The sequence below is a fragment of the uncultured Roseobacter sp. genome (genome assembly GCF_947492555.1).
Classification (GTDB): Bacteria; Pseudomonadota; Alphaproteobacteria; order Rhodobacterales; family Rhodobacteraceae; genus Roseobacter.
In genome coordinates, this window is sequence record NZ_CANLNE010000001.1 from 306,618 (window position 1) to 333,156 (window position 26,539).

28 protein-coding genes are annotated in these 26,539 nt (G+C 61.9%); 12 read left to right on the forward strand and 16 right to left on the reverse strand.

Going from position 1 to position 26,539, the window contains the following annotated elements:
* Window positions 1-122: 122 nt before the first annotated feature.
* Genes accB through aat form a run of 3 tightly spaced genes read left to right on the forward strand, consistent with a single transcriptional unit; the run spans window position 123 to window position 2,630 of the window.
* The gene (gene accB / locus Q1A07_RS01435; protein ID WP_195819024.1) at window positions 123-623 is read left to right on the forward strand and encodes an acetyl-CoA carboxylase biotin carboxyl carrier protein; all 501 of its coding nucleotides are present in this window, start codon (window positions 123-125) and stop codon (window positions 621-623) included.
* A gap of 12 nt (window positions 624-635) precedes the next feature.
* Entirely contained in the window at window positions 636-1,988 is a 1,353-nt protein-coding gene (gene accC / locus Q1A07_RS01440) for an acetyl-CoA carboxylase biotin carboxylase subunit (protein ID WP_299777139.1), read from the forward strand.
* 9 nt (window positions 1,989-1,997) lie between these two features.
* Window positions 1,998-2,630, forward strand: a complete 633-nt coding sequence (aat, locus tag Q1A07_RS01445) for a leucyl/phenylalanyl-tRNA--protein transferase (protein WP_299777141.1) — start codon at window positions 1,998-2,000, stop codon at window positions 2,628-2,630.
* On the opposite strand, the gene Q1A07_RS01450 is transcribed toward aat, so the two are convergent.
* The 6 genes from Q1A07_RS01450 to Q1A07_RS01475 form a co-directional block, all read right to left on the reverse strand.
* Entirely contained in the window at window positions 2,594-2,950 is a 357-nt protein-coding gene (locus Q1A07_RS01450) for a DUF2155 domain-containing protein (protein WP_299777143.1), read from the reverse strand. The two genes, aat and Q1A07_RS01450, sit on opposite strands and share 37 nt — an antisense overlap.
* A complete protein-coding gene (gene mlaD / locus Q1A07_RS01455) occupies window positions 2,947-3,393 on the reverse strand; it encodes an outer membrane lipid asymmetry maintenance protein MlaD (RefSeq protein WP_299777145.1) in 447 nt (148 codons plus the stop codon). Before mlaD ends, Q1A07_RS01450 begins: the two co-directional genes overlap by 4 nt.
* Window positions 3,394-3,401: 8 nt before the next feature.
* Window positions 3,402-3,785, reverse strand: a complete 384-nt coding sequence (locus Q1A07_RS01460; RefSeq protein WP_299777147.1) for an NADH:ubiquinone oxidoreductase subunit NDUFA12 — start codon at window positions 3,783-3,785, stop codon at window positions 3,402-3,404.
* A 93-nt stretch (window positions 3,786-3,878) separates the two neighbouring features.
* Window positions 3,879-4,241, reverse strand: a complete 363-nt coding sequence (locus tag Q1A07_RS01465; protein WP_299777149.1) for a RidA family protein — start codon at window positions 4,239-4,241, stop codon at window positions 3,879-3,881.
* A 169-nt stretch (window positions 4,242-4,410) separates the two neighbouring features.
* Entirely contained in the window at window positions 4,411-5,676 is a 1,266-nt protein-coding gene (clpX, locus tag Q1A07_RS01470) for an ATP-dependent Clp protease ATP-binding subunit ClpX (RefSeq protein WP_299777150.1), read from the reverse strand.
* A gap of 140 nt (window positions 5,677-5,816) precedes the next feature.
* Window positions 5,817-6,443, reverse strand: coding sequence for an ATP-dependent Clp protease proteolytic subunit (locus Q1A07_RS01475; protein ID WP_299777152.1), 627 nt, complete (start codon window positions 6,441-6,443; stop codon window positions 5,817-5,819).
* A 586-nt stretch (window positions 6,444-7,029) separates the two neighbouring features.
* Between Q1A07_RS01475 and Q1A07_RS01480 the strand changes: the two genes are divergently transcribed.
* Entirely contained in the window at window positions 7,030-9,063 is a 2,034-nt protein-coding gene (locus tag Q1A07_RS01480; RefSeq protein WP_299777154.1) for a PhoX family phosphatase, read from the forward strand.
* A gap of 68 nt (window positions 9,064-9,131) precedes the next feature.
* On the opposite strand, the gene Q1A07_RS01485 is transcribed toward Q1A07_RS01480, so the two are convergent.
* A complete protein-coding gene (locus tag Q1A07_RS01485) occupies window positions 9,132-10,121 on the reverse strand; it encodes a zinc ABC transporter substrate-binding protein (protein WP_299777156.1) in 990 nt (329 codons plus the stop codon).
* A 151-nt stretch (window positions 10,122-10,272) separates the two neighbouring features.
* On the opposite strand from Q1A07_RS01485, the gene Q1A07_RS01490 reads away from it, so the two are divergent.
* From Q1A07_RS01490 to Q1A07_RS01500, 3 genes are read left to right on the forward strand one after another with little or no spacing between them, the layout of a single operon-like run.
* Window positions 10,273-10,752 (forward strand): transcriptional repressor, encoded by a 480-nt coding sequence (locus Q1A07_RS01490; RefSeq protein ID WP_299777158.1) that lies wholly within the window; start codon window positions 10,273-10,275, stop codon window positions 10,750-10,752.
* Window positions 10,749-11,495: a metal ABC transporter ATP-binding protein gene (locus Q1A07_RS01495; protein ID WP_299777160.1), complete on the forward strand. Its 747-nt coding sequence runs from the start codon at window positions 10,749-10,751 to the stop codon at window positions 11,493-11,495. The genes Q1A07_RS01490 and Q1A07_RS01495 overlap by 4 nt, the downstream gene beginning before the upstream one ends.
* Window positions 11,495-12,283, forward strand: coding sequence for a metal ABC transporter permease (locus Q1A07_RS01500; protein ID WP_299777162.1), 789 nt, complete (start codon window positions 11,495-11,497; stop codon window positions 12,281-12,283). Before Q1A07_RS01495 ends, Q1A07_RS01500 begins: the two co-directional genes overlap by 1 nt.
* A 3-nt stretch (window positions 12,284-12,286) precedes the next feature.
* On the opposite strand, the gene Q1A07_RS01505 is transcribed toward Q1A07_RS01500, so the two are convergent.
* From Q1A07_RS01505 to Q1A07_RS01545, 9 genes are all read right to left on the reverse strand, one after another.
* Window positions 12,287-12,976: an ABC transporter ATP-binding protein gene (locus tag Q1A07_RS01505; protein WP_299777164.1), complete on the reverse strand. Its 690-nt coding sequence runs from the start codon at window positions 12,974-12,976 to the stop codon at window positions 12,287-12,289.
* On the reverse strand, window positions 12,973-13,728 hold the full coding sequence (locus Q1A07_RS01510; RefSeq protein ID WP_299777165.1) for an ABC transporter ATP-binding protein: 756 nt from the start codon (window positions 13,726-13,728) through the stop codon (window positions 12,973-12,975). Before Q1A07_RS01510 ends, Q1A07_RS01505 begins: the two co-directional genes overlap by 4 nt.
* Window positions 13,721-14,704, reverse strand: coding sequence for a branched-chain amino acid ABC transporter permease (locus Q1A07_RS01515; RefSeq protein ID WP_299777167.1), 984 nt, complete (start codon window positions 14,702-14,704; stop codon window positions 13,721-13,723). Before Q1A07_RS01515 ends, Q1A07_RS01510 begins: the two co-directional genes overlap by 8 nt.
* A gap of 1 nt (window position 14,705) precedes the next feature.
* Window positions 14,706-15,623 carry a branched-chain amino acid ABC transporter permease gene (locus Q1A07_RS01520; protein WP_299777169.1) on the reverse strand — a complete coding sequence of 306 codons (918 nt, stop codon included), beginning with the start codon at window positions 15,621-15,623 and terminating at the stop codon, window positions 14,706-14,708.
* Window positions 15,620-16,336: a 3-keto-5-aminohexanoate cleavage protein gene (locus Q1A07_RS01525; RefSeq protein WP_299777171.1), complete on the reverse strand. Its 717-nt coding sequence runs from the start codon at window positions 16,334-16,336 to the stop codon at window positions 15,620-15,622. Before Q1A07_RS01525 ends, Q1A07_RS01520 begins: the two co-directional genes overlap by 4 nt.
* Window positions 16,337-16,339: 3 nt before the next feature.
* Window positions 16,340-17,488, reverse strand: a complete 1,149-nt coding sequence (locus tag Q1A07_RS01530; RefSeq protein ID WP_299777173.1) for an ABC transporter substrate-binding protein — start codon at window positions 17,486-17,488, stop codon at window positions 16,340-16,342.
* Window positions 17,489-17,840: 352 nt separating this feature from the next.
* On the reverse strand, window positions 17,841-18,686 hold the full coding sequence (locus tag Q1A07_RS01535) for a delta-class carbonic anhydrase (protein ID WP_299777175.1): 846 nt from the start codon (window positions 18,684-18,686) through the stop codon (window positions 17,841-17,843).
* A 131-nt stretch (window positions 18,687-18,817) separates the two neighbouring features.
* Window positions 18,818-19,876 (reverse strand): sn-glycerol-3-phosphate ABC transporter ATP-binding protein UgpC, encoded by a 1,059-nt coding sequence (ugpC, locus tag Q1A07_RS01540; protein ID WP_299777177.1) that lies wholly within the window; start codon window positions 19,874-19,876, stop codon window positions 18,818-18,820.
* A gap of 4 nt (window positions 19,877-19,880) precedes the next feature.
* Entirely contained in the window at window positions 19,881-20,672 is a 792-nt protein-coding gene (locus tag Q1A07_RS01545; protein WP_299777179.1) for an IclR family transcriptional regulator, read from the reverse strand.
* 266 nt (window positions 20,673-20,938) lie between these two features.
* On the opposite strand from Q1A07_RS01545, the gene Q1A07_RS01550 reads away from it, so the two are divergent.
* From Q1A07_RS01550 to Q1A07_RS01570, 5 genes are all read left to right on the forward strand, one after another.
* The gene (locus tag Q1A07_RS01550; RefSeq protein WP_299779105.1) at window positions 20,939-22,174 is read left to right on the forward strand and encodes an ABC transporter substrate-binding protein; all 1,236 of its coding nucleotides are present in this window, start codon (window positions 20,939-20,941) and stop codon (window positions 22,172-22,174) included.
* A gap of 120 nt (window positions 22,175-22,294) precedes the next feature.
* The gene (locus Q1A07_RS01555) at window positions 22,295-23,221 is read left to right on the forward strand and encodes a carbohydrate ABC transporter permease (RefSeq protein ID WP_299777181.1); all 927 of its coding nucleotides are present in this window, start codon (window positions 22,295-22,297) and stop codon (window positions 23,219-23,221) included.
* Window positions 23,218-23,586, forward strand: a complete 369-nt coding sequence (locus Q1A07_RS01560; protein ID WP_299777183.1) for an MmcQ/YjbR family DNA-binding protein — start codon at window positions 23,218-23,220, stop codon at window positions 23,584-23,586. The genes Q1A07_RS01555 and Q1A07_RS01560 overlap by 4 nt, the downstream gene beginning before the upstream one ends.
* 1 nt (window position 23,587) lies before the next feature.
* Window positions 23,588-24,436: a carbohydrate ABC transporter permease gene (locus Q1A07_RS01565; protein ID WP_299777185.1), complete on the forward strand. Its 849-nt coding sequence runs from the start codon at window positions 23,588-23,590 to the stop codon at window positions 24,434-24,436.
* Complete coding sequence (locus Q1A07_RS01570; protein WP_299777187.1) at window positions 24,433-26,517, forward strand: alpha-galactosidase; 2,085 nt, start codon at window positions 24,433-24,435, stop codon at window positions 26,515-26,517. The genes Q1A07_RS01565 and Q1A07_RS01570 overlap by 4 nt, the downstream gene beginning before the upstream one ends.
* Window positions 26,518-26,539: the final 22 nt, after the last annotated feature.

Sequence of the window (26,539 nt, forward strand, 5' to 3'; positions counted from 1 at the left end):
TCTACGCGCCCCGGACACCGCTGCAAGAGGCGGGTTTTCATGGCTCTGACCTTCCCCTATAACGGGGATGCAGGAACAAGGGCCGCGCAAAACAAGGCTCCCCCGAATGGTCGAGGACTTACATGACAAAAAAGAACCATGACGCCGATGTGGCCTTTATTCAGGCCCTGGCCGAATTGCTGCGGGAAAACGATCTGACAGAGCTGCAGGTCAAACGGGACTACGGCGCCGACGACAGCCTGAATGTGCGCGTCAGCCGCCATCTGCAACAGGCACAACCCGTGGTAAGCCAGATTGCGGCACCGGCCCCGGCGGCGACCGCCCCGGAGGCATCCGCACCGGCCGCAAGCGCGCCCGCCGCCGAAGGCGGGGAAGACCCAGCCAACCATCCCGGCGCGGTCACCTCGCCCATGGTCGGCACGGTCTACATGCAGGCGGAACCCGGTGCGCCAGCCTTCATCTCGGTCGGGGCCAGCGTGGACGAAGGCGACACCCTGCTGATCGTCGAGGCGATGAAAACCATGAACCACATTCCCGCCCCCCGGGCCGGGACCGTCAAGCGTATCATCGTCGAGGATGGTGCGGCGGTGGAATTCGGCACGCCGCTTGTGATCCTTGAATAAGGTGCGCGGGACATGTTCGAAAAAATCCTGATAGCCAACCGCGGCGAGATCGCGCTGCGCGTCGTACGTGCCGCCCGCGAGATGGGCATTGCCACGGTCGCCGTGCATTCCACCGCTGACAGCGACGCGATGCATGTGCGCATGGCAGATGAAAGCGTCTGCATCGGCCCGCCCTCGGGCGCGCAAAGCTACCTCTCGGTACCTGCCATCATCGCAGCCTGCGAGGTCACCGGGGCCGAAGCCATTCACCCCGGCTACGGCTTCCTGTCCGAAAACGCGGGCTTCGTGCAGGTGGTCGAGGATCATGACCTGACCTTCATCGGCCCCACGGCGGAACATATCCGCATCATGGGCGACAAGATCACCGCCAAGGACACCATGAAGAAGCTCGGCGTTCCTTGCGTGCCCGGATCGGACGGCGGCGTAGCCACGCTGGAAGAAGCCAAACGCCTCGGCGAAGAGATGGGATACCCGGTCATCATCAAGGCCACGGCTGGCGGCGGTGGGCGTGGCATGAAGGTCGCGCAGAACGCGGGCGAGATGGAAAAAGCCTTTCTGACCGCCCGGGCCGAGGGTAAATCCAACTTTGGCAATGATGAAGTCTATATCGAGAAATACCTGACCACGCCGCGCCACATCGAAATTCAGGTCTTTGGCGACGGCAAGGGCCGCGCCGTGCATCTGGGCGAGCGCGATTGCTCCCTGCAACGGCGCCACCAGAAGGTGTTTGAAGAGGCCCCCGGCCCCGCTATTTCCGCCGAAGAACGTGCCGCCATCGGTAAAACCTGTGCCGATGCCGTGGCGCGGATCAACTACACCGGCGCGGGCACCATCGAGTTTCTCTATGAGAACGGCGAGTTCTATTTCATCGAGATGAACACCCGCCTGCAGGTGGAACATCCCGTGACCGAAGCCATCTTTGGCGTCGATCTGGTCCGTGAACAAATCCGCGTGGCCTCTGGCATGGAGATGTCGTTCCAGCAGGAAGACCTGACCATCAACGGCCATTCCATCGAAGTGCGGATCAACGCCGAAAAACTGCCGAATTTCGCGCCCTGCCCGGGCCGGATCACGCAGTATCACGCGCCCGGCGGTCTGGGCGTTCGGATGGATTCGGCGCTCTATGACGGCTATTCGATCCCGCCCTATTACGACAGCCTGATCGGCAAGCTGATCGTGCACGGGCGCGACCGGCCCGAGGCACTGGCCCGTCTGAACCGCGCTCTGGGCGAGTTGATCGTCGATGGCGTGGACACCACGGTGCCGCTCTTTCACGCGCTGTTGCAGGAAGAGGACGTGCTCACGGGCAACTACAACATCCACTGGCTGGAGCATTGGCTGGAAACCAATCTCGGCGACGGCTGACGCTGAGCGGTGCGCCTGACCCCGGATGTCTTGATGCAGGCCTATGCCTCGGGGATTTTCCCCATGGCCGAACATCGCGACGATCCGGAGATTTTCTGGGTGGACCCGCAGCGTCGGGGCGTGATGCCGCTGGATGGCTTTCACGCCTCGCGGTCGCTGCGCCGCGCCATGCGCAACACGCGCTTCGAGATCAGCATCAACCAGGATTTCGCGGGCGTCGTGGACGGCTGCGCGGATCGCGCGGACACCTGGATCAGCGCCGAAATCCGGCGCCTTTACATGGCCTTGCACGAAAAGGGTCAAGCGCATTCGTTTGAGGTCTGGGAGGGCGGAACCCTCGTAGGCGGGGTCTACGGCGTGACGCTGGGCGCCGCATTCTTCGGTGAAAGCATGTTCTCGCGCCGCACCAACGCGTCAAAAATTGCATTGGCCTGCCTGGTGGATCGGCTGAACGAGGGCGGGTTCAAACTCTTTGACACGCAGTTCCTGACAGAGCACCTCGCGTCCATGGGCGGGCTGGAAGTGTCACGGGCGACCTACCATCGCGCGCTGGCCGTAGCGCAGGATTTGCCCGCCAGTTTTACCGCGCCACCGCTGCGCAGCCCTCAGGAGGTGGTACAGCGCATCACCCAAAGATCATAGCGCGCGTGATCCATCGCCGACAGCGCCGGTGCCGATGCGATCATCCATCCTGAAAAGACCGCGGTGCCCTGTACCCTGTCGGCGATTTCCAGCGCAGCAAAGGCGTCTCCAGACGGGTTGCCAACCGGGAAACGGCAGGAATTCAACGTGATCCTGAGTTGTTCAAAGACTGCCGTCTGACCGGCTTTCATCTCGATGTCGTAGACCTGTCCACTGATCTTATCGAGACCACGCAGGATGGCCCCTTCGGCTTCGGTCACCTGCTGGGCGCCCGCCGCGTTCGCCATCACCCCGATCAGCAGCGCGGCCCGCCAGATCATTCAGACGAACCACTCACGAATTTCAAAAGCAACGACACCAGGCTCACGGCACCCTGCGTGTCCGTGATCGTGTCGCCGGCCTCAAAGTAGAACGGCGACCCGCCCGGCACGATTTCCACGAAGTTCCCGCCCAGCAGCCCTTCGGACGAAATCACGATCGCGCTGTCGTCCGGGATTTCAATGCCCTGCTGTACGGAGACCGTGGTATCGGCGCGGTAGGTCTCGGGGTTGAGATCAACCGCCGCGACGGTGCCCACGCGCACGCCCGCGAGGCGGACATCCGTACCCACGCTGACCCCTTCGAGGCTGCGGAAACTGGCCTCCAGCGGATAGGTGGTTGCCGTGCCGGTAAACCCCGACACCTGGCTTGCATAAATGACAAAGCCGATAGCGGCGGCCAGAACCCCAGCGCCAACGATGACTTCGGTAGTGTTTTCAGACATCTAACTCATTACTCCGGCGACCAGGCCTCATAATCGCTGCGCGGCGCGGGATCCGACCGGCGGATGGATCCCTTCGGCGCGTATGCGAGTGCGGTACCCGTCAGGTTTTCCTGATGCGGCTTTTCCCATGATTTGCGCGGCAAGGGCGCCTCCGTCGGCGCCGCCTCCCACGTGCGGTGCAACCAGCCGTGCCACTCGGGATCGATGCGGCTGGCCTCGGCCTCGCCATTGTAAATCACCCAGCGACGGCTTTTATCCTTGTTTTCATAGAAAATATTGCCCTGACTGTCTTCGCCGACCTTGATGCCTTTGCGCCAGGTCCAAAGCTGCGTGTTCAGCGTCTGGCCATTCCACCAGGTCACTGCGCGCAGGATAGAAGTCAGAAGTCCCATGAAATGCCTCCGGTCGCACTGTCGTTTCCACATATGGCCGATTGCGTGCGAAACGTCCAGATGGATGCGTCGCGTCAAGCGGCTTTCGCCCGCCTATTCCGGCAGGAGCGCCGTCACTTCGATCTCGATGCGATACTTCGGGTCGATCAGGCCGCATTCGATCATGGTCGCAGCCGGGGGATTTGCGCCAAAGGCTTCTGAAAGCATTGGCCAGCATGGCGCAAACTCAGCGGCATCGGGCAGCATATAGGTGACGCGCACCACATTTGCAAAACTAGCGCCGGCAGTTTGCAAAGCTTTCTCAATGATTTGCAAAGCCGATTTGCATTGTTGCAAAACCGTGTCGCCTTCTCCGGTTGTTCCGGCGACATGCACCCACCCGCCCGCGACAACCGCGCGGCAATAGCCAATTGTATCCTCATAAACGCCACCCGATTTGATGCGTTGAATCGCCATGAGCATGCTCCCTTTGTATGTCGCTTGAACCTTTGCCCGGCGCCCGCTGCCTGACTGCCCGACTGGATGCCCCAATACGAGGCGCGGGCATGTTTTACGCAGATATGAACGCGCCACACAGAAAAAAGCAGGCCCGAAAAGACCTGCCTTGATGAAATTTCGACAGAGATCAGCCCGCGCTGGCTGGCTCCTTCTCTGCGTCCGCGTGGATCATCAGCGGCGCCGCTTCAGAGACCACCGCCTCCTCGTTCACCACCACCTCCGTGACGCTTTCCAGTCCCGGCAGATCAAACATCGTGTCGAGCAGGATGTCCTCGAGGATGGAGCGCAGGCCCCGTGCGCCGGTTTTGCGTTCGATGGCGCGTTTGGCGATGGCCGAAAGCGCGTCTTCGGTAAAGGTCAGTGTCGTATCTTCGAGCTCAAAGAGCCGCTGGTACTGTTTGACCAACGCGTTCTTGGGCTGCGTCAGAATGGTCACGAGCGCATCTTCATCCAGATCTTCCAGCGTTGCCAGAACAGGCAGACGACCGACAAACTCCGGGATGAGGCCGAATTTCAGCAAATCCTCTGGCTCAAGATCGGTGAAAATCTCGCCTACCCCGCGTTCGTCATTGTCCCGCACGTCAGCGCCAAAGCCCATGGCCGACCCCTTGCCGCGCGCCGCGATGATCTTGTCGAGGCCCGCAAAGGCGCCACCGCAGATAAAGAGGATGTTCGTGGTGTCCACCTGCAGGAATTCCTGCTGCGGATGTTTGCGCCCGCCCTGAGGCGGCACCGAAGCCACGGTGCCTTCCATCAGCTTGAGCAAGGCCTGCTGTACACCCTCGCCCGAGACATCACGGGTGATCGAGGGGTTTTCAGACTTGCGGGTGATCTTGTCGACCTCATCAATGTAGACGATGCCGCGCTGCGCGCGCTCCACGTTATACTCAGAGGACTGCAGCAGTTTCAGAATGATGTTCTCGACATCTTCCCCGACATAGCCCGCTTCGGTCAGCGTGGTGGCATCGGCCATGGTGAAGGGCACATCGAGAATGCGCGCTAGTGTCTGCGCCAGCAACGTCTTACCGCACCCCGTGGGGCCGATCAGCAGAATGTTGGATTTAGCGAGCTCAATGTCGCCGCCCTTCTGAGCGTGGTTCAGCCGCTTGTAGTGATTGTGCACGGCGACCGACAGCACGCGTTTGGCCATCGCCTGCCCGATCACATAGTCATCGAGCACCTCGCAGATGTCTTTGGGCGTCGGCACCCCATCCGTGGCCTTGAGACCGGAAGCCTTGGTCTCTTCGCGGATGATGTCCATGCAGAGCTCAACGCATTCATCGCAGATGAAAACGGTTGGCCCGGCGATCAGCTTGCGCACCTCATGCTGGCTCTTGCCGCAGAAGCTGCAATAGAGGGTATTCTTGCTGTCGCCCGTCGAATTCGTAGCCATGTCAACCCTTTCAGGTCTTGCGTGTGTCCGGCAGCACGCGGCGTATAACGCGTGCTGCGTTGTCTTTATGGCAGCTTAGGCCAGCGCTGGCAGGTCCACAATCGCTAAATGGTAAACTGACTGTGCGTCCCGCGTGACGTTTAGCTGTCGTCCTCATCCTTGCTGCGACTCTCGACGATCTCGTCGATGAGTCCCCATTTCTTCGCTTCTTCCGGCGACATGAAGTTGTCACGTTCCAGCGCATCTTCAACCTTTTTAAGGGTTTGCCCGGTGTGCTTCACGTAGATCTCATTCAGGCGCGTCTTGAGTTTCTGGGTTTCCTGCGCATGGATCATGATATCCGTCGCCTGACCCTGATAGCCACCCGAGGGCTGGTGCACCATCACACGGGAGTTCGGCAGAGAGAACCGCATGCCGGCCTCACCTGCTGTCAAAAGCAGCGATCCCATGGAGGCGGCCTGGCCGATGACCAATGTGGAAACCTTGGGCTTGATGTATTGCATGGTGTCGTAGATCGACAGGCCGCTGGTCACCACGCCACCCGGCGAGTTGATGTACATGCTGATTTCCTTCGACGGGTTTTCCGCCTCAAGGTGCAGCAGCTGGGCCACGATCAGCTGCGACATGCCGTCGTGCACGGGCCCGGAGAGGAAAATGATCCGCTCCTTCAGCAGGCGCGAAAAGATGTCATATGCACGCTCGCCCCGGCTGGTTTGTTCCACAACCATGGGGACAAGATTCATATAGGTGTCGATGGGATCGTTCATGAGGGGATGCCTGTCAGTTGGTGTTCGGGGGACCATACCCCGCGAACCGTTACGCAAAGCTTAGTATCGGCGTCGGGGGGCTGCAAGGGGGGCCGTTGCAATCTTCGGCAGAGGTGTGAAGCCACCTCGGCTCTACCTGAACACGCGCCCGTGGCTGTGTAAAACCGGCGGCCCTCCGGTATGTGCAACGCTCCGGTTGATCGGGCGGAGACCTGCCAAGATGGGGGTCAGTCACGCCAACCGTCACCACGCAAAGTCGCGAAGCGGACAACTACAAGTGGGGCACTGGCCGGGCAGTATCAACGCCGCAGCGGTCGCCAAAACGCTCTGCCAGGCTCTATCAAGATCGCCTCGTTACTCACTGATAAAAAGTGCATTTCTGGTGCTTCTTCAGAATTTCACACATCTGAAATTCTAGCATAAGTTGCTTCAACAAGCCTGAGGTATTAACCTTTTTTGCGGGGGATTCTTAACAGCTGCGTGGTCAGTCATACGCGCGTTACATCCGCCGGGCAGAGCAAGGCAGAAGCCACGTGGCACGGATTCGCTGCCACGCCCATATCAACGCCACCGACAGAGGAAGCACATGAACCGCAGAGATATCATCAATGACCCGGAGCACGGAAACAAAGCGGAAGCCTATGAGGCTTTTGACGATATTCCGACAAACCCAAATCTGAGCCGCACGATCGGCGATGTGATCAACAGCCGATATGGCCGCCGCGACATGCTCAAGGGCATGCTGGGCGTGTCCGCGACAACCGCGCTTTTCGGGACCTCAGCGATGATTGCGCCGCGGCAGGCGACCGCCGCGGGCCATGCCAAGGGCCGCTACAACTTCGACGAACTCACCTGGGGCAACGACGAAAAGCACCATATCGCCGAAGGGTACAACGCCGACATCCTGCTGCGCTGGGGCGATCCGATCACTGCCGATGCCCCGGACTTCGATGTGCAGAACCAGACCGCTGCGGCGCAGCTGAAGCAGTTCGGTTACAACAACGACTATGTGGGCTTCACCGCGCTGAACGACGAGGGCACGCGCGGGCTGCTCTGCGTGAACCACGAATACACCAATGAAGAGGTCATGTTCCCGGGTCTCGGTCGTCAGGACCGCGACGGGTTCACAGGCATGACCAAGGAGCTGGTGGATATCGAGATGGCCGCGCATGGCGGAACAGTGGTGGAAATTGCTCAAGGCGAGGATGGCAAATGGGCGCTGGTGCGTGACAGCCAGTACAACCGCCGGATCACGCCGCACAGCACCGAGATGACCATCGACGGCCCCGCCGCAGGCCATGATCGGATGAAGACCAATGCCGACCCCGACGGCATGACGGTCATTGGCACAGTTAACAACTGTGCGGGCGGCATGACGCCCTGGGGCACCTATCTGATGGCGGAGGAAAACTTCCACGGCTATTTCTGGACCGATGTGGTGGACGCCGAGGACAAGCCCGACATCAGCGCCCAGCCCGAAGCCGCGAGCATGAAACGCTACGGCGTGCCGGGGCGCTGGTATGCCTGGGGCCAGTACCACGACCGCTGGAACATCGACAAGGAGCCCAATGAGCCCAACCGCTGGGGCTGGATCGTCGAAGTGGACCCGCGCAACCCCGATGCCGCGCCGATCAAACACACGGCTCTGGGCCGGTTCCGCCATGAGGGCGCCGAAACCACGATCTCGTCGAGCGGCAAGCTGGTGGTCTACTCCGGCGACGACAACCGCTTCGACTACATGTACAAATACGTTTCGAACGACAGCGTGACCGATGAGAACAGCGTCTTTGGCAGCTCTCTGCTGTCGGATGGCACGCTTTATGTGGCGCGGTTTGACGCGGATGGCACCATCACGTGGATGCCGCTGGTGCATGGGACCGGCCCGCTGACCGCCGAGAACGGGTTCAACAGCCAGGCCGATGTGATGATCGACACCCGCATCGCGGCCGATCTGCTGGGTGCGACGCCGATGGACCGCCCCGAGGACGCCAACCCCGGGCCTAACGGCACCGCCTACATCATGCTGACCAACAACACGCGCCGCAAGGCGGATCAGGTCAACGCCGCCAACCCGCGGCCGGAGTCGTCCTTTGGCCATATCATCGAGATCAGGGAAGACGGCGAAGACCACGCATCACCCAAGGGCACATGGTCGATCCTGGTAAAATGCGGCGATCCCACCATCGAAGAGGTCGGCGCGCAATGGAACCCGGAGACCTCGGAGAACGGCTGGTTCGGCTCGCCCGACAACTGCGCCATCGACACCGAAGGGCGGTTGTGGATCTCCACCGACCAGGGGTCGAGCTGGGGCAAGACCGGCAAGTCCGACGGGCTCTATGCGCTGGAGACCGAGGGCGATCTGCGCGGGCATTCCAAGCTCTTCTTCCGCTGCCCGGTGGGTGGGGAGCTCTGCGGCCCCTACTTTCACGACAGTGGCGAGACGCTGTTCCTCGCGGTCCAGCATCCCGGCACCGACGGGACCAAGGATTTCAAAGGGTTCGAGCGGAATTCCACGTTCGAGGATCCGGCGACCCGCTGGCCTGATTTCGACCCTGCCATGCCCCCGCGCCCGTCGGTCGTTGTGGTCACCAAACAGGGCGGCGGCAAAATCGCCATCTAAGGGATTGTTAAAGTCATTTCAGACAATGTAAGGCCCCGCATCCCCCCGCGGGGCCTTTATTCTGTTACCTAGTCCGCAAGGCAGCGCGCAATCGCCTCCGATGTCTGCATCAAGAGCTGCCCATAAAGCGCTAATCCTAAATCACTTTCCAGACCCAGCGGATGCACGGATTCCATCCGAATATCCGCTTCCGCAAAGACCGCATCAATCAGTCCTTCCCGCGCCTCGGGTTCGATCAGCGCACAGCGCGCGCCAGTCGCTGCCACGGTATCGCGCACCTCGGCCAAATGACCGGCACTGGCCGCGCCGCCATCTGCAAGGCTGATCGCCGCGATCGCCTCAATGCCAAAGCGCGCTTCGAAATAGTGGTAGGCGTCATGGAATACGATGAACGGCCTACCCTGAAGCGGGTCAAGACGTGCCCTGATCTTGGCCTCGATCTCTTTCAGTTCGCGTGCGCCCGCCGCCGCGTTGTCGCGGTAGAGGTCGGCGTTTTGCGGGTCAGCATCCGCAAGACTGTTCGAAATCGCCATCAGGATCGCCTGGCCATTGTGCGGATCAAGCCAGATGTGCGGATCTTCGGCACCATGCGCGTGATCATGATCATCATGGGCATCCTGCGCGTCATGGGCCTCGTGCGCGTCGTGACCGTCATGTTTCTCATGATCATCATGTGCGTCGTGTTTGTCATGATCATCATGCGCGTTGTGGTTTTCATGATCATCGTGGCTCGCCTCTTCGGCGTGGCCGTCATGATCGTGATCATCATGCGCGTCGAACATCGCACCGGTTCTGAACGGCAGGTGCGTGACACCCGCAGCTTCCATCAATTCAAGCTGCTGCGCATCAGGGGCCAGCGTGTCCAGCGTGTCCGCCAGCCAAGGTGTCAGTGCGGGCCCGACCCAGATAATGACATCGGCAGAGGAGATCGCACGCACTTCGGAGGGGCGCATGGCATATCCATGGGGTGACGCGCCGGGAGGCAGGATCAGGTCAGGCGTGCCGATCCCCTCCATGACGCGGGCCACGAGGCTGTGAATTGGGGCGACGTCCGTCACGACTCGGGGCGTGTCGGCGACGGCTGGCTGAGACAGGGAAAAAGCGGTAAGAATGGAAAAAACGGCGCGCATGGTAAGACCTTGTATGAGTTCGCCGGTTCTGTTAGCAGGCATGTTATAACATATCAATTCCTTTCTGAAGGAGAGGCCCATGGCCGCGATTGGCTTTTGTGCACATGATCATACCGCCTGTGTCGCCGACTTGATGGCGCATGCGCGCGCGCATTGCGAAAAGGAAGGACTGAAGTTCACACCTGTACGGCAACGTACGCTGGAAATACTGCTGCGCGAGCATCGGGCTCTTGGTGCCTATGATCTGCTGGCGCAGCTGGCAGACGAAGGTCTGGGGTCGCAGCCGCCTGTTGCCTACAGGGCGCTCGATTTTCTGGTCAAGGCCGGGCTGGCGCATAAGATCGAAGCGCTGAACGCCTATATCGCCTGCGCCCATTCCGGCACCGACCACTCCCCTGCGTTCCTGATCTGTCGGGGCTGCAAGGCAGTGGCCGAAGCGGACACAGCGATGACCTCCGGCCGCCTCGGCGATGCCGCCCGTGCCGCAGGCTTTCAGATCGAACACACGGTTGTCGAAGCCCGGGGCCTCTGCCCGTCCTGTCAGGAGCCCGCGCGGTGAGCGCGCTGCTGCGCACCAGCGACCTGTCGCTGGCCTATCAGGGACGCACCGTGTTGCGCGGTGTGAATTTCACCCTGAACCCCGGCGAGATCGTCACCATTGTCGGACCGAATGGATCCGGCAAGTCCAGCCTGCTGCGCGCATTGATCGGCGCCCTGCCCCCTGCCCGCGGCAAGATCACCCGCAAACGCGGGCTGAAAATCGGATATGTGCCGCAATGTCTTGTGATCGACCCCACCCTGCCGCTGACGGTGGGCCGGTTCCTGAACCTGCCGCGTCGGATCGGTGCGGCACAGGTTGCCGAGGCCCTGCAGGAAGCCGGTGTGCCCGATCTGGCGGACCACCAGATGACGGCGCTGTCCGGTGGCCAGTTTCAGCGGGTGCTGCTGGCCCGCGCCCTGCTGAGCGCACCGGAGTTGCTGATCCTGGATGAGGCAACGCAAGGGCTCGACCAACCGGGTGCCGCGGGCTTTTATCGCCAGATCGAAGCTGTGCGACGGCAAAAGGGATGTGCGGTGCTAATGGTCAGCCATGATCTGCACGTGGTGATGGCCGCCTCTGACCGGGTGCTCTGCCTCAACGGTCACATCTGCTGCGAAGGCACGCCGGAAATCGTGGCCAGCGCGCCGGAATACCGCGCGCTCTTCGGCACCGGCACGCAAGGCGCGTTGGCGCTCTACCGTCACGAACACAGCCACAGCCACGGGCCGGACTGCGACCACAGCCACGAGGCAGCAGAATAATGCTTGATGATTTTCTGGTGCGTGCCGCCCTTGCCGGCTTGGGTGTGGCCATTGCCGCTGCCCCCTTGGGCTGTTTCGTGGTGTGGCGACGGATGGCCTATTTCGGTGACGCGACCTCTCATGCGGCGATCCTCGGGGTGGCGCTGGCGCTGGCCATCGATCTGCCGATCTTCGGCGGCGTGCTGGTGATCGCACTCCTCATGGCGCTGCTGCTGAGCCTGCTGACCGGGCGCGGTGTCGGCAGTGACGCGCTGCTGGGTGTGCTGGCGCATGCAGCACTGGCTTTCGGGCTGGTGGCGGTATCCTTTCTGCCGAACGTACGCGTCGATCTGCTCAGCTATCTGGTGGGCGATATTCTGGCCGTCTCCAAGGGCGATCTGCTGATCATCTGGGGCGGCGCGCTGGCTGTGCTCGGCCTCGTGGCGTGGCGGTGGTCTGCCCTGCTCTCCTCCACCCTGAGCCCGGACATGGCCCGCGCCAGCGACGTGGACCCGAAAAGGGAGCAACTGGTGCTGACCCTCGCGCTGGCGATCACGGTGGCCGTGGCGATCAAGGTGGTCGGTGCGCTGTTGATTGCGGCGCTGCTGATCATCCCTGCCGCCGCTGCCCGGCCCCTGGCCCGGGCACCTGAAACCATGGCCGTTATCGCTGCGCTGATCGGTGCCGCCTCCGCTCTCGGCGGGTTGCTGGTGTCCTTCGCGCTCGATACGCCGACCGGCCCAACCATCGTCAGCCTTGCCGCCGTGATCTTTGCAAGCACGCAAACAATGCGCGCGCTGCAGGGATGATGCTCAGACGCCGAGGAACTGATCGGCAACCACAGGTGTGACCTGCGCCATGGCCCCGGACCAGACCGTGGCGCCGCGTTCGAGGATCACCGCGCTGTCGGCGACCTGACGCAGTTCAGCCAGCGATTTGTCAACCACGAGGATCGTCATGCCGGTGCTCGATTTCAACTGTCGCACGGCCGCCCAGATTTCCTGCCGCACGACGGGCGCGAGCCCTTCCGTCGCCTCATCCAGCAACAAAAGCCGCGGGTTCGTCATCAGCGCGCGGCCAATCGACAGCATCTGCTGTTCACCGCCCGACAGCGACGCGGCGGATTGGTCCCGCCGTTCCGCCAGACGCGGGAACAATGCCGCCACCCGGTCAAAATCCCAATGTCCGGGGCGCGCCGCCGCAATCAGGTTTTCATGCACAGTGAGATTAGGAAAACAGCGGCGCCCCTCGGGCACCAAACCGAGGCCCGCGCGCGCCGCCTTGTGCGGGGGCACCGCCGCCATGTCCTGCCCGTCAAAGGCCAGATGCCCGGCACTGTGTTTCAACAGACGGCAGATCACCTTGATGGTCGAGGATTTGCCCATGCCGTTGCGGCCCATAAGTGCACAAACCTCGCCTTCGGCAAGCGACAGGTTGACGCCAAACAGCGCCTGAGACGGACCATAGAATGCTTCGATCCCGTCCAGAGTGAGGAAACTCATGCGGCGTCCTCCTCGCCGAGGTAGGCCTCGCGCACGGCGGGGTCAGATCTGATCTCCTCCGCTGTGCCGGTGGCGATGATCTTGCCGTAAACCAGCACGGAGATGCGATCCGCGAGAGCAAAGACCGCATCCATGTCATGTTCGACCAGCAGGATTGGTGCCTCCGTCCGCAGCCCGTCGAGAAACTCGGTCAGCCGCTTTGACCCGCTGGCCCCAAGCCCGGCCATCGGTTCATCCATCAGGAAAACGCGTGGTTGCAGGGTCAGCGCAACGGCCACCTCCAGCAGGCGGCGCTGCCCGTGGCTGAGATCGGCGGTGCGTTTGGCGGCATGCTCGACCAGCCCGACACGCTCAAGGGCTGCTATCGCTGCGTCGCGCAGGGGCGCGTTGCCCATGACCGGATTGAAAAAGCGCCAGACCGCGCCGCTGTGCCCGAGGGCACCCAGAACCGCGTTTTGAAGGACGGTATACTCCATCGCCAGCGAAGAGATCTGGAAGGTTCGACCCAGCCCTGAGCGCGCGCGGGCCACGGTGCTCAGCCCGGTGACATCGCGCCCGTCAAACCAGATCTCACCCGAGTTTGGCTGCAACCCACCCGCCACCTGCTTGATCAGGGTCGATTTTCCCGCGCCATTGGGCCCGATCAGCGCGTGGATTTCGCGCGGGTAGAGGGTCAGCGACACGTCATCCGTAGCCTTGAGCGCGCCAAAGGATTTGTTCAGCGATTTGATCTGCAAGAGCGGCTCAGTCATGGGCCACCTCACGTCCAGCGGCCAGGCCGATCATGCCGCCCCGCGCAAATAATACGACCAGCAGCAGCAGGAGACCGAGATAGACGTGCCAGAAATCGCTCAACCCGCCCAGCACGTGCTCCAGCAGGATAAAAAGGGCGGCTCCCGCGACAGGACCAAAGAGGCGCCCCACCCCGCCGAGAATGACGAAAATCATGATTTCGCCCGACATATGCCAGCTCAGCATGGTCGGGCTGACAAAGCGGTTGAGATCGGCAAAGAGAGCGCCGGCAAGGGCGGTGACCGCGCCGGAAATCACAAAGGCGAGCAGGCGCAGCCGGTAGGGTGAAAGACCCACGGTCTCCACCCGCTCGGCGTTCTGGCGCGCAGCCGATAGCGCCAGGCCGAAGGGCGCGGCGGCAAGCCTGCCCGCGCAGAAAAGAACAAGGGCCAGGATCACAAAACAAAGGACAAAGAACTGGATCGGATCGAGCGTGTTCAGCCCCGGAAACCCATTGCGCACGTAGATGGACAGCCCGTCTTCACCGCCATAGGCGGGCCAGCTGATCGCGAAGTAATAGAGCATCTGACCAAAAGCGAGCGTGATCATGATGAAATAGACACCGGAGGTGCGCAGGCTGAGCGCCCCGATCGCGAGTGCGGCCAGCGCCCCCGCGATCACCGCAACCACCCAGATCACCGGCATCGACTTGGTGCCTTCGAGCAGGAAGGGCGCCTCCATCAACGGGGTGAAGGTCTGGGCGTGATGCGCGAGGATGCCCATCGCATAGCCACCGATACCGAAAAATGCCGCATGGCCGAGGCTGACCAGACCGCCGAGACCGAGCGCGATGTTGAGACCCACGCCCGCGAGCGCGAGGATTGCCACCTTGGTGGCAAGGGTGATGATAAAGGGTTCGTCCAGCACCAGCGCCGCCAGCGCGGTGACCGGCAGCATCAGGAAGAGGGCCGCATTGAGGAGGGTGGCGCGGGACATCTCAGGCGCTCCCGTACAGGCCGGTGGGTTTGAAGAGCAGCACCCCCGCCATGAGGATATAGATCGACATGGACGCCAGAGAGGAGCCGACGGCAGTAGCAGCGGAGGCCTCCATGAAGGTGCCAAAAAAGCCCGGCAGCAGCACACCGCCCAATGTGTCGGTGAGCCCCACCAGCAGGGCGCCCACAAGCGCCCCCTTGATGGAGCCGATGCCGCCGATCACGATCACCACGAAGGCGAGGATCAGCACCGGCTCGCCCATCCCCACCTGCACCGACTGGATCGCACCGACCAGCGCCCCGGCCAGCCCGGCAAGGGCCGCGCCCAGGGCAAAGACCAGCGTGTAGAGTTTGGAGATATCGACGCCAAGTGCTGCGATCATCTCGCGGTCGCTCTCGCCCGCGCGGATCTGGATGCCGATGCGGGTGCGCGCGATAAGCTGGAACAGCCCGAACGCGACCAGAAGCCCGATGGCAATGATCAGCAGCCGGTAAGCGGGGTACTGGATGCCGCCGGGCAGCATCACCGGACCAGCAAGCGCATCGGGAATGTCGAGAAAAAGCGGGAAGGAGCCGAAGACCCAGCGCGTGCCTTCGGAGAAGATCAGGATCAGGGCGAAGGTGGCCAGCACCTGATCAAGGTGATCGCGGTCATAGAGCCTGCGGATCACCACAAGTTCAATGATCGCCCCTGCCGCCGCAGCCGCTGCAAGGCTGGCGATGAGGGCCAGCACGAAGGACCCGGTGGCCCCGGCAACGGCTGCCGCGGCAAAAGCACCAATCATGTAAAGCGAACCATGGGCGAGGTTGATCAGCCCCATGACGCCAAAGATCAAAGTCAGCCCCGCGGCCATGAGGAACAGCATCACACCGAATTGCAGCCCGTTCAGGACCTGTTCAATCAGGAGCAGCGTGCTCATGCGAGCGGTCGTCCGGCATCGCGGAAAATCTGCACTGCCGCCGAGATCAGGGAAGCATTGTCGCTGGCGGCTGTGCCATCGGGGAGGTGGTCGCAATCCTCGAAACCGATCCGCGACGAAAGCCCCTCGCGCGCCGCGCGGCGCAGGCAGGGCCAGGCTGTGGCTCCCTCACCGTGCAGCAGAATGGGCTCGGTTCGTCCGGCAGCCGTGAGCCGCGCGCGGATGCGGTCAATCTCCGGGTCCACGTCATCCGCGTCCGGCATTTCGATCAGGATGCGGGTTTGCGGCGGCAGGTCCAGTGCGCAGAAACGCGCGGCATCCTCATCGCTCCAGATGCCTGCTTCCACCCCAATCCCACGACGGGCCATCAGCGCCATGACCTCGGGCGCATCGGGCTCATTGAGGTTGACCGACACGTAGTCCGGCGACACACGCCACCCCGCCAAATCGTCCATGCGCCCCTTGGGGCCCGGCGCAATCCACGCGCCGGTGCCGATGCCGACAGAGACTTCGGGCGTAGCCTTCCGGCAGGCGGCAATGACGGCATCGGTCGGACCCTGCTGCAGCGTTTCCACACCCTCTGCATCACGTGGATGCAGATGCACGTGCCGCACCCCGAGATCAAACGCGGCGGTCGTATCCGCCGCCAGCGCGGCAGGCGTGACAGGCACGCCCACCCCGCTGGCATTTCCGTTCAGGCAGGCTTGCAGCATACCTCAGTAGCTGCACTCGGCCGCATAGGCATCCACGTGGTCTTCGAGGCTGGCGGAGATGATCTTGTTGGTAAAGACATCGCCTTCCTTGATCACCTCGCGCACATAGTAATCCTGCACCGGGTGCTGGTTGGTGCCGAACTTGAAATCACCACGGACGCTGTCGAATTCCGCTGCGGCAAGCGCTGCGCGGAAGGCATCGGCGTCTTTCACATCTGCCTTGTCCATGGCGCTGAGGATCAGGTTGGCGGCGTCATAGCCCTGGCTCGCATAGAGCGACGGCAGCCGACCATACTCGGCCTGAAACGCCTCGACAAAGGCGGCATTGGCCGGGCTGTCGAGATCCTTGTTCCACTGGCTGGTGTTCTTCACGCCAAGGGCCGCATCGCCCACCGCCTGCAGAATGCCCTGGTCAAAGCTGAAAGCCGGACCAACGACAGGCAGGTCCACACCAGAGCCTGCGTATTGCTTGAGGAAGGAGATACCCATCCCGCCCGGCAGGAAGAAAAACACAGAATCCGCGCCGGAAGCCCGGATCTGCGCAATCTCGGCGGCATAGTCGGTCTGGCCCAGCTTGGTGTAGATCTCGCCCGCCAGTTCGCCGCCATACATGCGCTTGTATCCGGTCAGCGCGTCCTGCCCTGCCGGATAGTTCGGCGCGAGAATGAAGCTGTTGGTGTAGCCTGCGTCATTGGCATAGGCGCCCGCGGCCTCATGCAGGTTGTCGTTCTGCCAGGCCACGTTGAAATAGAGCGGGTGACACCCCTTGCCCGCCAGCGCCGAAGGTCCCGCATTAGGGGAAATGTAGAACTTCCCCTGCGCCGTCGCGGCTGGCACGACTGCCATGGCGAGGTTGGACCAGATGATGCCGGTCATGATGTCCACCTTCTCGGACTGGATCATCTTGTCAGCCAATTGCACCGCGATCTCGGGCTTGCGCTGGTCGTCTTCGATCACGACCTCAAGCTTGTCATTCCCCGCCATCTTGGCGGCCAGCATGAAGCCGTCCCGCACGTCGATGCCGAGGCCCGCGCCGCCGCCCGACAGCGTGGTGATCATGCCGACCTTGACGGTCCCGGCGTGCCCATCTGCGAGTCCGGCACTGGCGAATGCCGCCAGACCCGCCGCGAGGATCAGTGATTTGAATTGCATGTCTACACTCCCGTTTATTAAAGGGCCTCTTGGCGTGCCCTATTGCATGTCGATGTGCCGGACTGTGGAACATCACAGGCGGATTTGTCCATCGGGCAGATGCAAAAGCGCCCGCAAAACGGACCCATCCGTCACCGACCTTGCCAAAAGGCTAAGCGGGGTGCGCATTTATTTCAAGAACAAATATTTCAACCTTGAAGTAGTTGCAGGGTGTCCGGTCGATTTTGAGGCGGTCCGCGTGTTCCGGGCGGGAGAATTTGGAGCAGGCCTCAACGCATATCGCCCCGCGCGCGACGCGCACAGGGCGATAGTTGGTTTTTGGCTCGACTGTCTTGGGAAAACGCCCCGCCGGTCAGTTTATCGGGGACAGGAGCGCCGGGTTCACAACCAGGTTGCGCACACCGTGAGCGTGATTCTCGTCAAAGACGTTATCGGCGAGCCATGTCTCCACCGAGCTGATGGACACCTTGGCCACCTCGGGCCGCACGCTCCATGTCACCTGCAGCGGCGAGCCTGCCTCGTTGAAGCTGGGGCCGGTGGTCGAACCCGGATAGAGGATCGGCGTGCCTGTGTCGGTGGGGATGCCCGGTGCCTGATGCAGACCGTCCACAACCTCAACCCGCGCGGCTTCGGTGAAATCAAGGGCCGCGTCATCGTTCACCAGCACAAAGACCTGCGCCTCGACCCGCAGCTGCGGGTTGCCAATGGCCTCGCTGAGGCAGGAACCAAGGGTCGGACCCGGCGTCACCTGGGCGGTTGTGTACACATAGTGTAGTTCGATGGTATCGCCGGGTTGCAGATCACCGTATTTACCCGCCCCGACAGTGTTCTCATAGGGCGCCAGTTCCGCCTCCGTCAGGGTGCCGTCGTATTTGAAGCCGGTGCCCGCGCCTTTACCGTTACCGTTGCCCGCGTAGGTCGTGAACTCGCCGCCCTTATGCTCGGCGTTCTCGTGAAAGTGGATATTGCAGAGATTCATCTCCGTATGCGCAGGTGCCCTGGCGAATACGCGGGCGTTGTCGCCCGTCAGTACACTGAGGTCACGCGGCGACTGCGGGCCGAAACCCGCCCCTTCTGTGGCCGCCGCGAGGGCCGCCCGTTGTGCCGCAATATCATCGTCGGTGACCGCTTCGGCCACGGCGGTCGCGCCAGCTGTGATTGCCGAAAGCGACAGGACAAGGGTAAGCGCAGATTTCATGTAGTTCCTCCCTGGAAGTTGACGGCCTAAAGGCCGATGCAACCTCCGATATAGGAAGAGAACGCCATCCGGATAAGTGTGGCAAATTGAACATCTGCCGTCCTGCGGAAAAGCTGTGCCGGACCGCCGCCTTAGCGAATCCGTGCTTCGGTCTTGGCATCGAAGACGTAGGCACGCCGGTTTTCGAAGGTGATATCGACCGTATCGCCTTCGTTGGCGCGCTCGTCCCCGCGTTCTTCAACGATGATCCGCTCACCCGTAGGCGTATCGAGGTGCAGATAACTGACACCGCCAAGCGCCTCAGAGAGCTCTGCCTTCAGCGCGCCCTGCCCCATCTGCACCTCCAGATGCTCAGGCCGGACGCCCAAAGTCACGGCAGTGCCGACGGCAGGCAGATTGGCTTCGACCGCGACGGTGCGGCCCAGCCCGGGCACCTCGACGCCACCGTCAACCACGGTGCCATTCAGGAAATTCATCGCGGGCGAACCGATGAACCCGGCCACGAACTTGTTGTCTGGGTTCCGATAGAGCTCCAACGGCGCGCCCACCTGTTCGATCACACCCAGGCGTAGCACCACGATTTTGTCGGCCAGCGTCATTGCCTCGACCTGATCGTGCGTCACGTAGATCATCGTCGCACCGATTTCCTTGTGCAGCCGCGCGATTTCCACGCGCATCTCCACTCGCAGCTCGGCATCAAGGTTCGAGAGCGGCTCGTCAAAGAGAAATACCTCGGGCCCGCGCACAATGGCCCGGCCAATCGCCACCCGCTGGCGCTGCCCGCCCGAGAGCGCCTTGGGCTTGCGGGCGAGGAACTGGTCGAGCTTGAGAATGTCAGAGGCCTTCTGCACCTTCTCGTCGATTTCGGCCTTGGGCACGCCGTTCATCTTGAGACCGAAGCCCATGTTATCCTTGACCGACATGTGCGGATAAAGCGCGTAGGTCTGGAACACCATGGCCACGCCGCGCTCGGACGGGTCCATGTGGGTGACCTCCCGCGCGCCGATGTGCATGGTGCCTTCGGTGGTCTCCTCCAGCCCCGCAATCATTCGGAGCAGGGTGGATTTGCCACAGCCCGAAGGCCCCACAAAAACACAGAATTCGCCATCCTCGATCTGCAGATCGATGCCATGGATCACCTGCACGTCGCCGTAACGTTTGATGGCCTGGTTCAGCGTAACACCTGTCATAATCTTAGGTCCCTGTGTGTTGAAGATGTGTGTCCGGAAAGCGCCAGGCCTGAGCCTCTTGCGCAATGGCGTCTGCCGTGCGCGCCAGACGCGGGGCCCAGCTTTCCAGTTGTGTTAAATCGGTGGCTTGCAGTGAGCCGGTGATCGACATCGCCCCCAGCACGCGGCCGGTGCCCGTCAGGATCGGATGCGCGATACAGATGATGCCCGGTTCATGCTCTTCACGGTCGAAAGCGTAGCCGCGGATGCGAATCGCCGCGAGTTCCGCGCAAAGCGCGTCGCGTGTTGTATAGGTATGCTCGGTGAAGCGGTGAAAACTCTGCTGGGCGATCACCCGCTCCAGATGCTCCTCCGGCAGAAAGGCCAGCATCGCCTTGCCCACGCCGGTGCAATAGGCAGGGCCGACCTTGCCTGCGTCCGAGAACATCTCGACCGGCTGAGCCGCGTTGCGCTTGTCGACATAGAGGACCTGCGCGTTGTCGAGCTGTGCCAGATGCACGGTCTGCCCGGTCTCGGCGCTGAGCTGGTCGAGGAAGGGCCGCGCAATCGGCGCCAGCGAGCTTTGCGTCCAGGCCGCGTGCGCCAGGCGCACGAGCCGCACACCAAGCGCATAGGTCTGCCTGTCTGGGTCGTATTCCAGCATCCCTTGATTCGTGAGGGTCTGGAGAAACCGGTACAGCGTCGCCTTGGGAAAATCGCTCTCGGCCAGCAGAGTCGCGAAGCGCACAGGCTGGCCGTAGGCGGCCACCTGATCCAGAACATCTAACGCTTTGCCAACCGTGCCGTCGCCGGACATGGGTCTCCTCCCGTGATGCGCGAACCGCCTGCCTTTCGGAAAATCATTTGCAAACCAGTGGCTTGCGATGCCTTCCGCCTCCTTGCAGGCTGCGCTGTGTCTTCAGTTTCCCGAAGAACACTGTTGACAGGCTAAGCAGATTGCGCTGTAGTTTTCAATATATAAAACTTGGTTCCAAATAATGAAACTTCATTCAGGCGGGATCGGGGGGACAAAAATCGCACACGTACCTTAGGGAGGACACCATGCGTTTCACCACCAAGACAATGCTTATGGCATTGGCGGGGTCAACAATGCTTGCCGGCGCGGCTTCGGCAGAGCTGACGGGCGACCTTAAAATTTTCCTCGACACATCGAACCCGGCGCCCCGTGCGACGATGGAAGCGATGATCGCGGATTTTCAGGAGCTGCATCCCGATCTGACCATCGAGACCACGATCATCGATCGCGATGCGTATAAAACGCAGATCCGCAACTTTCTGACGGCGGATTCTCCGGACGTGGCCACATGGTACGCCGCCAACCGCATGACACCCTTCGTGGAAGCGGGCCTTTTCGAGGACGTCTCGGACCTGTGGCAGGAGCCCGAGATTGCCGAGGCGCTGGCCTCCACCAAGGGTGCGATGACCATCGACGACAAGCAGTGGGGCGTGGCCTACACCTACTACCAGTGGGGCATCTACTACCGCAAAGACATCTACGAAGAATTGGGCCTGAGCGAGCCTGCGAACTTCGACGAGATGAAGTCCAACTGCGCCGCGATCATCGACTCGGGGCGCAAGTGCTACACCATCGGCACCAAGTTCCTCTGGACCGCGGGCGGCTGGTTTGACTACCTGAACATGCGCACGCATGGCTTTGATTTCCATATGGAATTGGCGCAGGGCAAGGTGAAGTGGACAGATGATCGCGTCAAGCAGACCTTTGCCAACTGGCGCGAGCTGATCGACATGGGTGCCTTTGTCGACAACCACCAGAACTACAGCTGGCAGGAATCGCTGCCCTTCATCGTGAATGGCGAAGCCGCCGCCATCCTGAAAGGCAACTTCGCTGTCGCACCGCTGCGCGAAGCGGGTCTGGATGACAACAAGCTCGACTTCTATCAGTTCCCGGCGATCAACCCGGATGTGGAACTGGCCGAAGACGCGCCGACGGATACCTTCCACATCCCCGCCAAGGCCCAGAACAAGGACAATGCGCGTGAGTTCCTGCGCTTTGTGGTGTCCGCCAATGTTCAGACTGAAATCAACAACGGCGCGAACCTCGGGCAACTGCCAGTGAACGCGAAGTCTGCCGTGGATGATGACAAGTTCCTGAATGAAGGCTTTGCGATGCTGTCGGAAAACTCTCCGGGCGGTGTGGCGCAGTTCTTTGACCGCGACTTCCCCGCGGAAATGGCCAATGAAGCGATGCAGGGTCTGCAGGAATTCATGGTCTTCCCGGACAACCTCGACGACATCCTGAAGCGCCTCGATAAGGTGCAGGAACGCGTCTACCAATAAGCTGACTAAGGCCGGGCGGCTCCCAAACGCCCGGCCCTTTCCGTCCCATTCGCCAGCACCCCATCCGGTGTTGCCGTATGCGCCGCAAGTGTCGCACCGCACGACTGAGGAGATGCGCCCATGACCGCCATAGACCCCACGATTGCCTCCGCGAAATCAGAACGCGGCTGGTACAAACGCAACGAGATTGCGGTCACGCCATGGCTGTTCCTGGCGCCCGCGATCCTGTTCTTTGCCTTCTACGTGCTCTGGCCGATCTACCAGTCGATTGCGATCTCTTTCTACGATTGGGACGGGTTGGGCGAAGCGCGCTATGTGGGCATGGCGAACTATGTGGAGCTGATGGACGACAGCGCCTTCGAGGTGTCCCTGTGGAACAACCTCAAATGGCTGCTGCTCTACCTGCTGGCAATTCCGGGCGGGCTGTTCATTGCGCTGTTTCTGAACCAGACGGTGACCGGCATTCGCCTCTACAAGTCTCTGTTCTTCTTTCCCTTCGTGATCAGCCAGGTTGTTGTGGGACTGGTGTTTTCCTGGTTCTACCTGCCCAACGAGGGGTTGCTGAACGGGGTTCTGGGCCTTGTGGGCCTTGGGCCGATCAACGTATTGGGTGACCCGACGATGGCCACCTATGGCATCATCGCGGCAGGCCTTTGGCCGCAGACGGCCTATTGCATGATCCTCTATCTGACCGGCCTGAACGCCGTCGACCCCGAGCAGATCGAGGCCGGGCGTCTGGATGGGGCCAAGGGCTGGAAGATGCTGTGGTACATCATCATTCCGCAACTGAAGCCCGCGACCTTCATCGCCTTTGTGGTCACCATCATCGGCGCGCTGCGCTCCTTCGACCTCATCTCGATCATGACCAACGGGGGCCCGTTTGGGCAGACGCGGGTGCTGAGTTTCTACATGTTCGAGAAGGCGCTGAGCGAATACGGCTTCCGCATGGGATACGGGGCGGCCATCGCGGTGGTCCTCTTCCTGATCATGCTGATCTTCATCGCCTACTTCTTGTGGTCCATGTGGGCCGAGGAGAAGGGCCGATGACCCGTCCCGACTTCGATACGCTCTGTGCGGTGCACCCTGGTGCGGTGCTGTCCGGCCCTGGAGAGTTGGATGCCTGGAAAGTCGGCGGCAAGATGTTCGCCTGCTTTGGGCACACCGATCAGCGCGCAACCAATGACGATCATGTGGTGGTGCGCTGTGCCGATACCGAGATGGCGCGCATGCTGATCGAAAGCGGTGCCGCTGGCAAACCCGCCTATTTCAGGGGCGCCTGGGTACGGCTGGATCTGCCAACGCTGGACCCGGACGAGGCCAGGCACCGCGTCGCCGTCTCCTATTCAACAATTCGCAGCGGCCTGACCAAGAAGGCGCAGGCCGCGCTGCCGCCCCTGCCGGAGGAGTGCTGAGATGTTCCCGACACCGATTGAAAAAACCTCGCGCTCCTGGCAGCTGACCTATCAGTCGCTCCTGCCGCTGGCCCTGATCATGTGGCTCCTGCCGCTGATCGCGGTCGCCGTCTTCTCGGTCAAGCCAGCCGTGGATTTCACCCAAGGTAACTATTGGGGTCTGCCCTCCTCTTTCGAGATGTTCAACAACTACGGACAGGTCTTCTTCAACTCCGACATGCCGCGCTACATGCTGAATTCGGTGCTGATCACGGTGCCCACGGTCATCGGCGCGGTTGCACTGTCCTGCCTTGCTGGCTTTGCGCTGGGGATCTACCGCTTCAAATCCAACATCTGGATTTTCTTCATGTTTGTCGCGGGTAACTTCGTGCCGTTCCAGATCCTGATGGTGCCGGTGCGCGACCTGACGCTGGACATGGGGCTTTACAACACCAAGACCGGGCTGGTGCTTTTTCACATCGCCTTCCAGACCGGGTTCTGCACGCTTTTCATGCGCAATTTCATCCGCGCCCTGCCCATCGAGTTGGTCGAAGCGGCCCGCGTCGAGGGTATCGCCGAGTGGAAGATTTTCTGGTACGTGGTCATCCCGCTCATGAAGCCCGCGATTGCGGCGTTGTCCGTGCTGATCTTCACCTTCATCTGGAACGACTATTTCTGGGCGGTCGTCCTGACCCAGGGTCCCGAGAGCCAGCCAGTCACAGCGGGGATCACCAGCTTTAACGCGCAGTTCCGCGCCGCCTATCACCTGATGAGCGCGGGCTCGATTGTGGCTGCGCTGCCCCCGGTGCTGATGTTCTTCCTGATGCAGAAGCACTTCATCGCAGGTCTGACCCTGGGGGCCGTAAAGTGACAACACACTGGCGTCTGGACGATGATCGCCAGACCTTGGTCCTTGCCTCCACAGGCGGACGCTGCCCCCAGGTGATTTACTGGGGGCCGCCGCTGCCTGAGGGAGAGGATCTGGCCCAGCTGGCAGCCGCGGTGACCCTGGATGTCACCGGCGGGATGCTGGATGAAAACCCGGATCTGTCGATCTGCCCCGAGGCGTCACACACGTTCCCCGGCCAGCCGGGGTTGATCGTGCGCGACAGCGATGGCGCGCCGCTGCTGCCTGCGTTCAAGCTGCGCGAGGTGGTGGAGGCCGAGCAGCATCTGACAGTGATTTGCGAAGACAGGCCGAACCGGCTGACCTACACGGCGGAATTCACGCTGGACCCGGACACCCATGTCATTGCGCTGTCGGCGCGGCTGAATTCCGACCGGCCCTTGCATCTGCACTGGCTGGCGGCGCCGGTCTTGCCCGCGCCGCAGCAATCGGACGAGATGATCGACGTGGCGGGCCGTTGGTGTGGTGAGTTTCAACTGAACCGCACTGCATGGTCGCCCGGCATCCGCTACCGCGAGAACCGCACGGGCCGCACCGGGCACGAGCATTTCCCGGGTCTGATTGTGCCCTGCCGCGGCGCCACCAATGCCAGCGGCGAGGCCTTTGCGTTTCATTACGGCTGGTCCGGCGGGCACCGTATGATCGCAGAAGAGTTGCCCGATGGCCGCCGGCAGATCCAGTTCGGCCACGCGGCGCGGATGGAGACGGCGCCCAGCACAGAATTCCGCACAGCCCCGCTTTACGCGGTCTATTCGTCGGATGGGTTCAACGGCTGCGCGGTGTCCTTCCAACGCCACCTGCGCGACCGGATCGTGACCTGGACCAAACCCGGCCGCCCCCGCCCGGTGCATTACAACTGCTGGGAAGCGGTCTATTTCGCCCATGACCTGCCCGTGCTGAAAGACATCGCGACCCGGGCGGCAGGTCTGGGCGCCGAGCGCTTCGTGCTGGACGACGGCTGGTTTGGCCAACGGGACGATGACACTTCCTCGCTCTCGGATTGGGAGGTGGACCCGCGCAAGTACCCCGATGGGTTGGGGCCGCTGATTGATCACGTGCATGGCGAGGGCATGGCCTTCGGCATCTGGTTCGAGCCCGAGATGATCAATCCCGACAGCAATATTCACCGCGCGCATCCCGACTGGGCGTTGGGGGCGGAGGATCAGATCCTCGGGCGGCAGCAGAAGGCGCTGAACATGGGGTTGGCGGAGGTGCGGGAGTTCCTCTACGAGCGCATCTCGGCGCTGCTGAGCGCGCATCCCATCGACTATATCAAATGGGACCACAACCGCGTGCTGCCCGCCCCCGATGCTGCACAGACGCGCGGCTCTTATGCGCTGATCGACCGGCTGCGCGCCGATTTCCCGGATGTGGAGATCGAAAGCTGTGCGAGCGGCGGCGGGCGCATCGACTTCGGCATTCTCAGCCGCACGCAACGGGTCTGGCTCAGCGACAGCAACGATGCTCTGGAGCGGTTACGCATGCAGCACAACGCCGCCCTCTTCCTGCCTGCCGCCGTGACCGGCAGCCATGTGGGGCCGCGCAAATGCCACACCTCCGGGCGCATTCTGGACATCTCCTTCCGCGCTTGGGTCGCGGCCCAGCGGCACCTCGGCTTCGAGATGGACCCGCGCGAGCTGACCGATCACGAGGCCGAGGTGCTGCGCGATGTGACCGCCTGGTGGAAAGCCAACCGCGACTGGATGTACGGCGCCGATATCCTGCGGCTGGATGCGACCGACCCGTCGGTGATCGCCGAACAGCAGATGACCCGCGACGGCAGCCAGTTCGTGATCTTTGCCGGTAAATCCGGCACCTCCAGCCAGATCGCCCCGCGCCCCTTGCGACTCACCCGGCTGAACCCGGAAGCGCGGTATGAGATCAGCCTGCGCAATCGCGCGGACGCCACCGAACTGTCGCGCGGAAACCCCGCGCTGAAACGGGGACCACTGACCCTGACCGGGGCCGCGCTGATGCACAATGGGATCGCCCTGCCCTGGAGCTATCCCGAAACCCTATGGGTGCTGGAGGGAAAGCAGCTATGATCCCGCACATCCCAAGACAAGA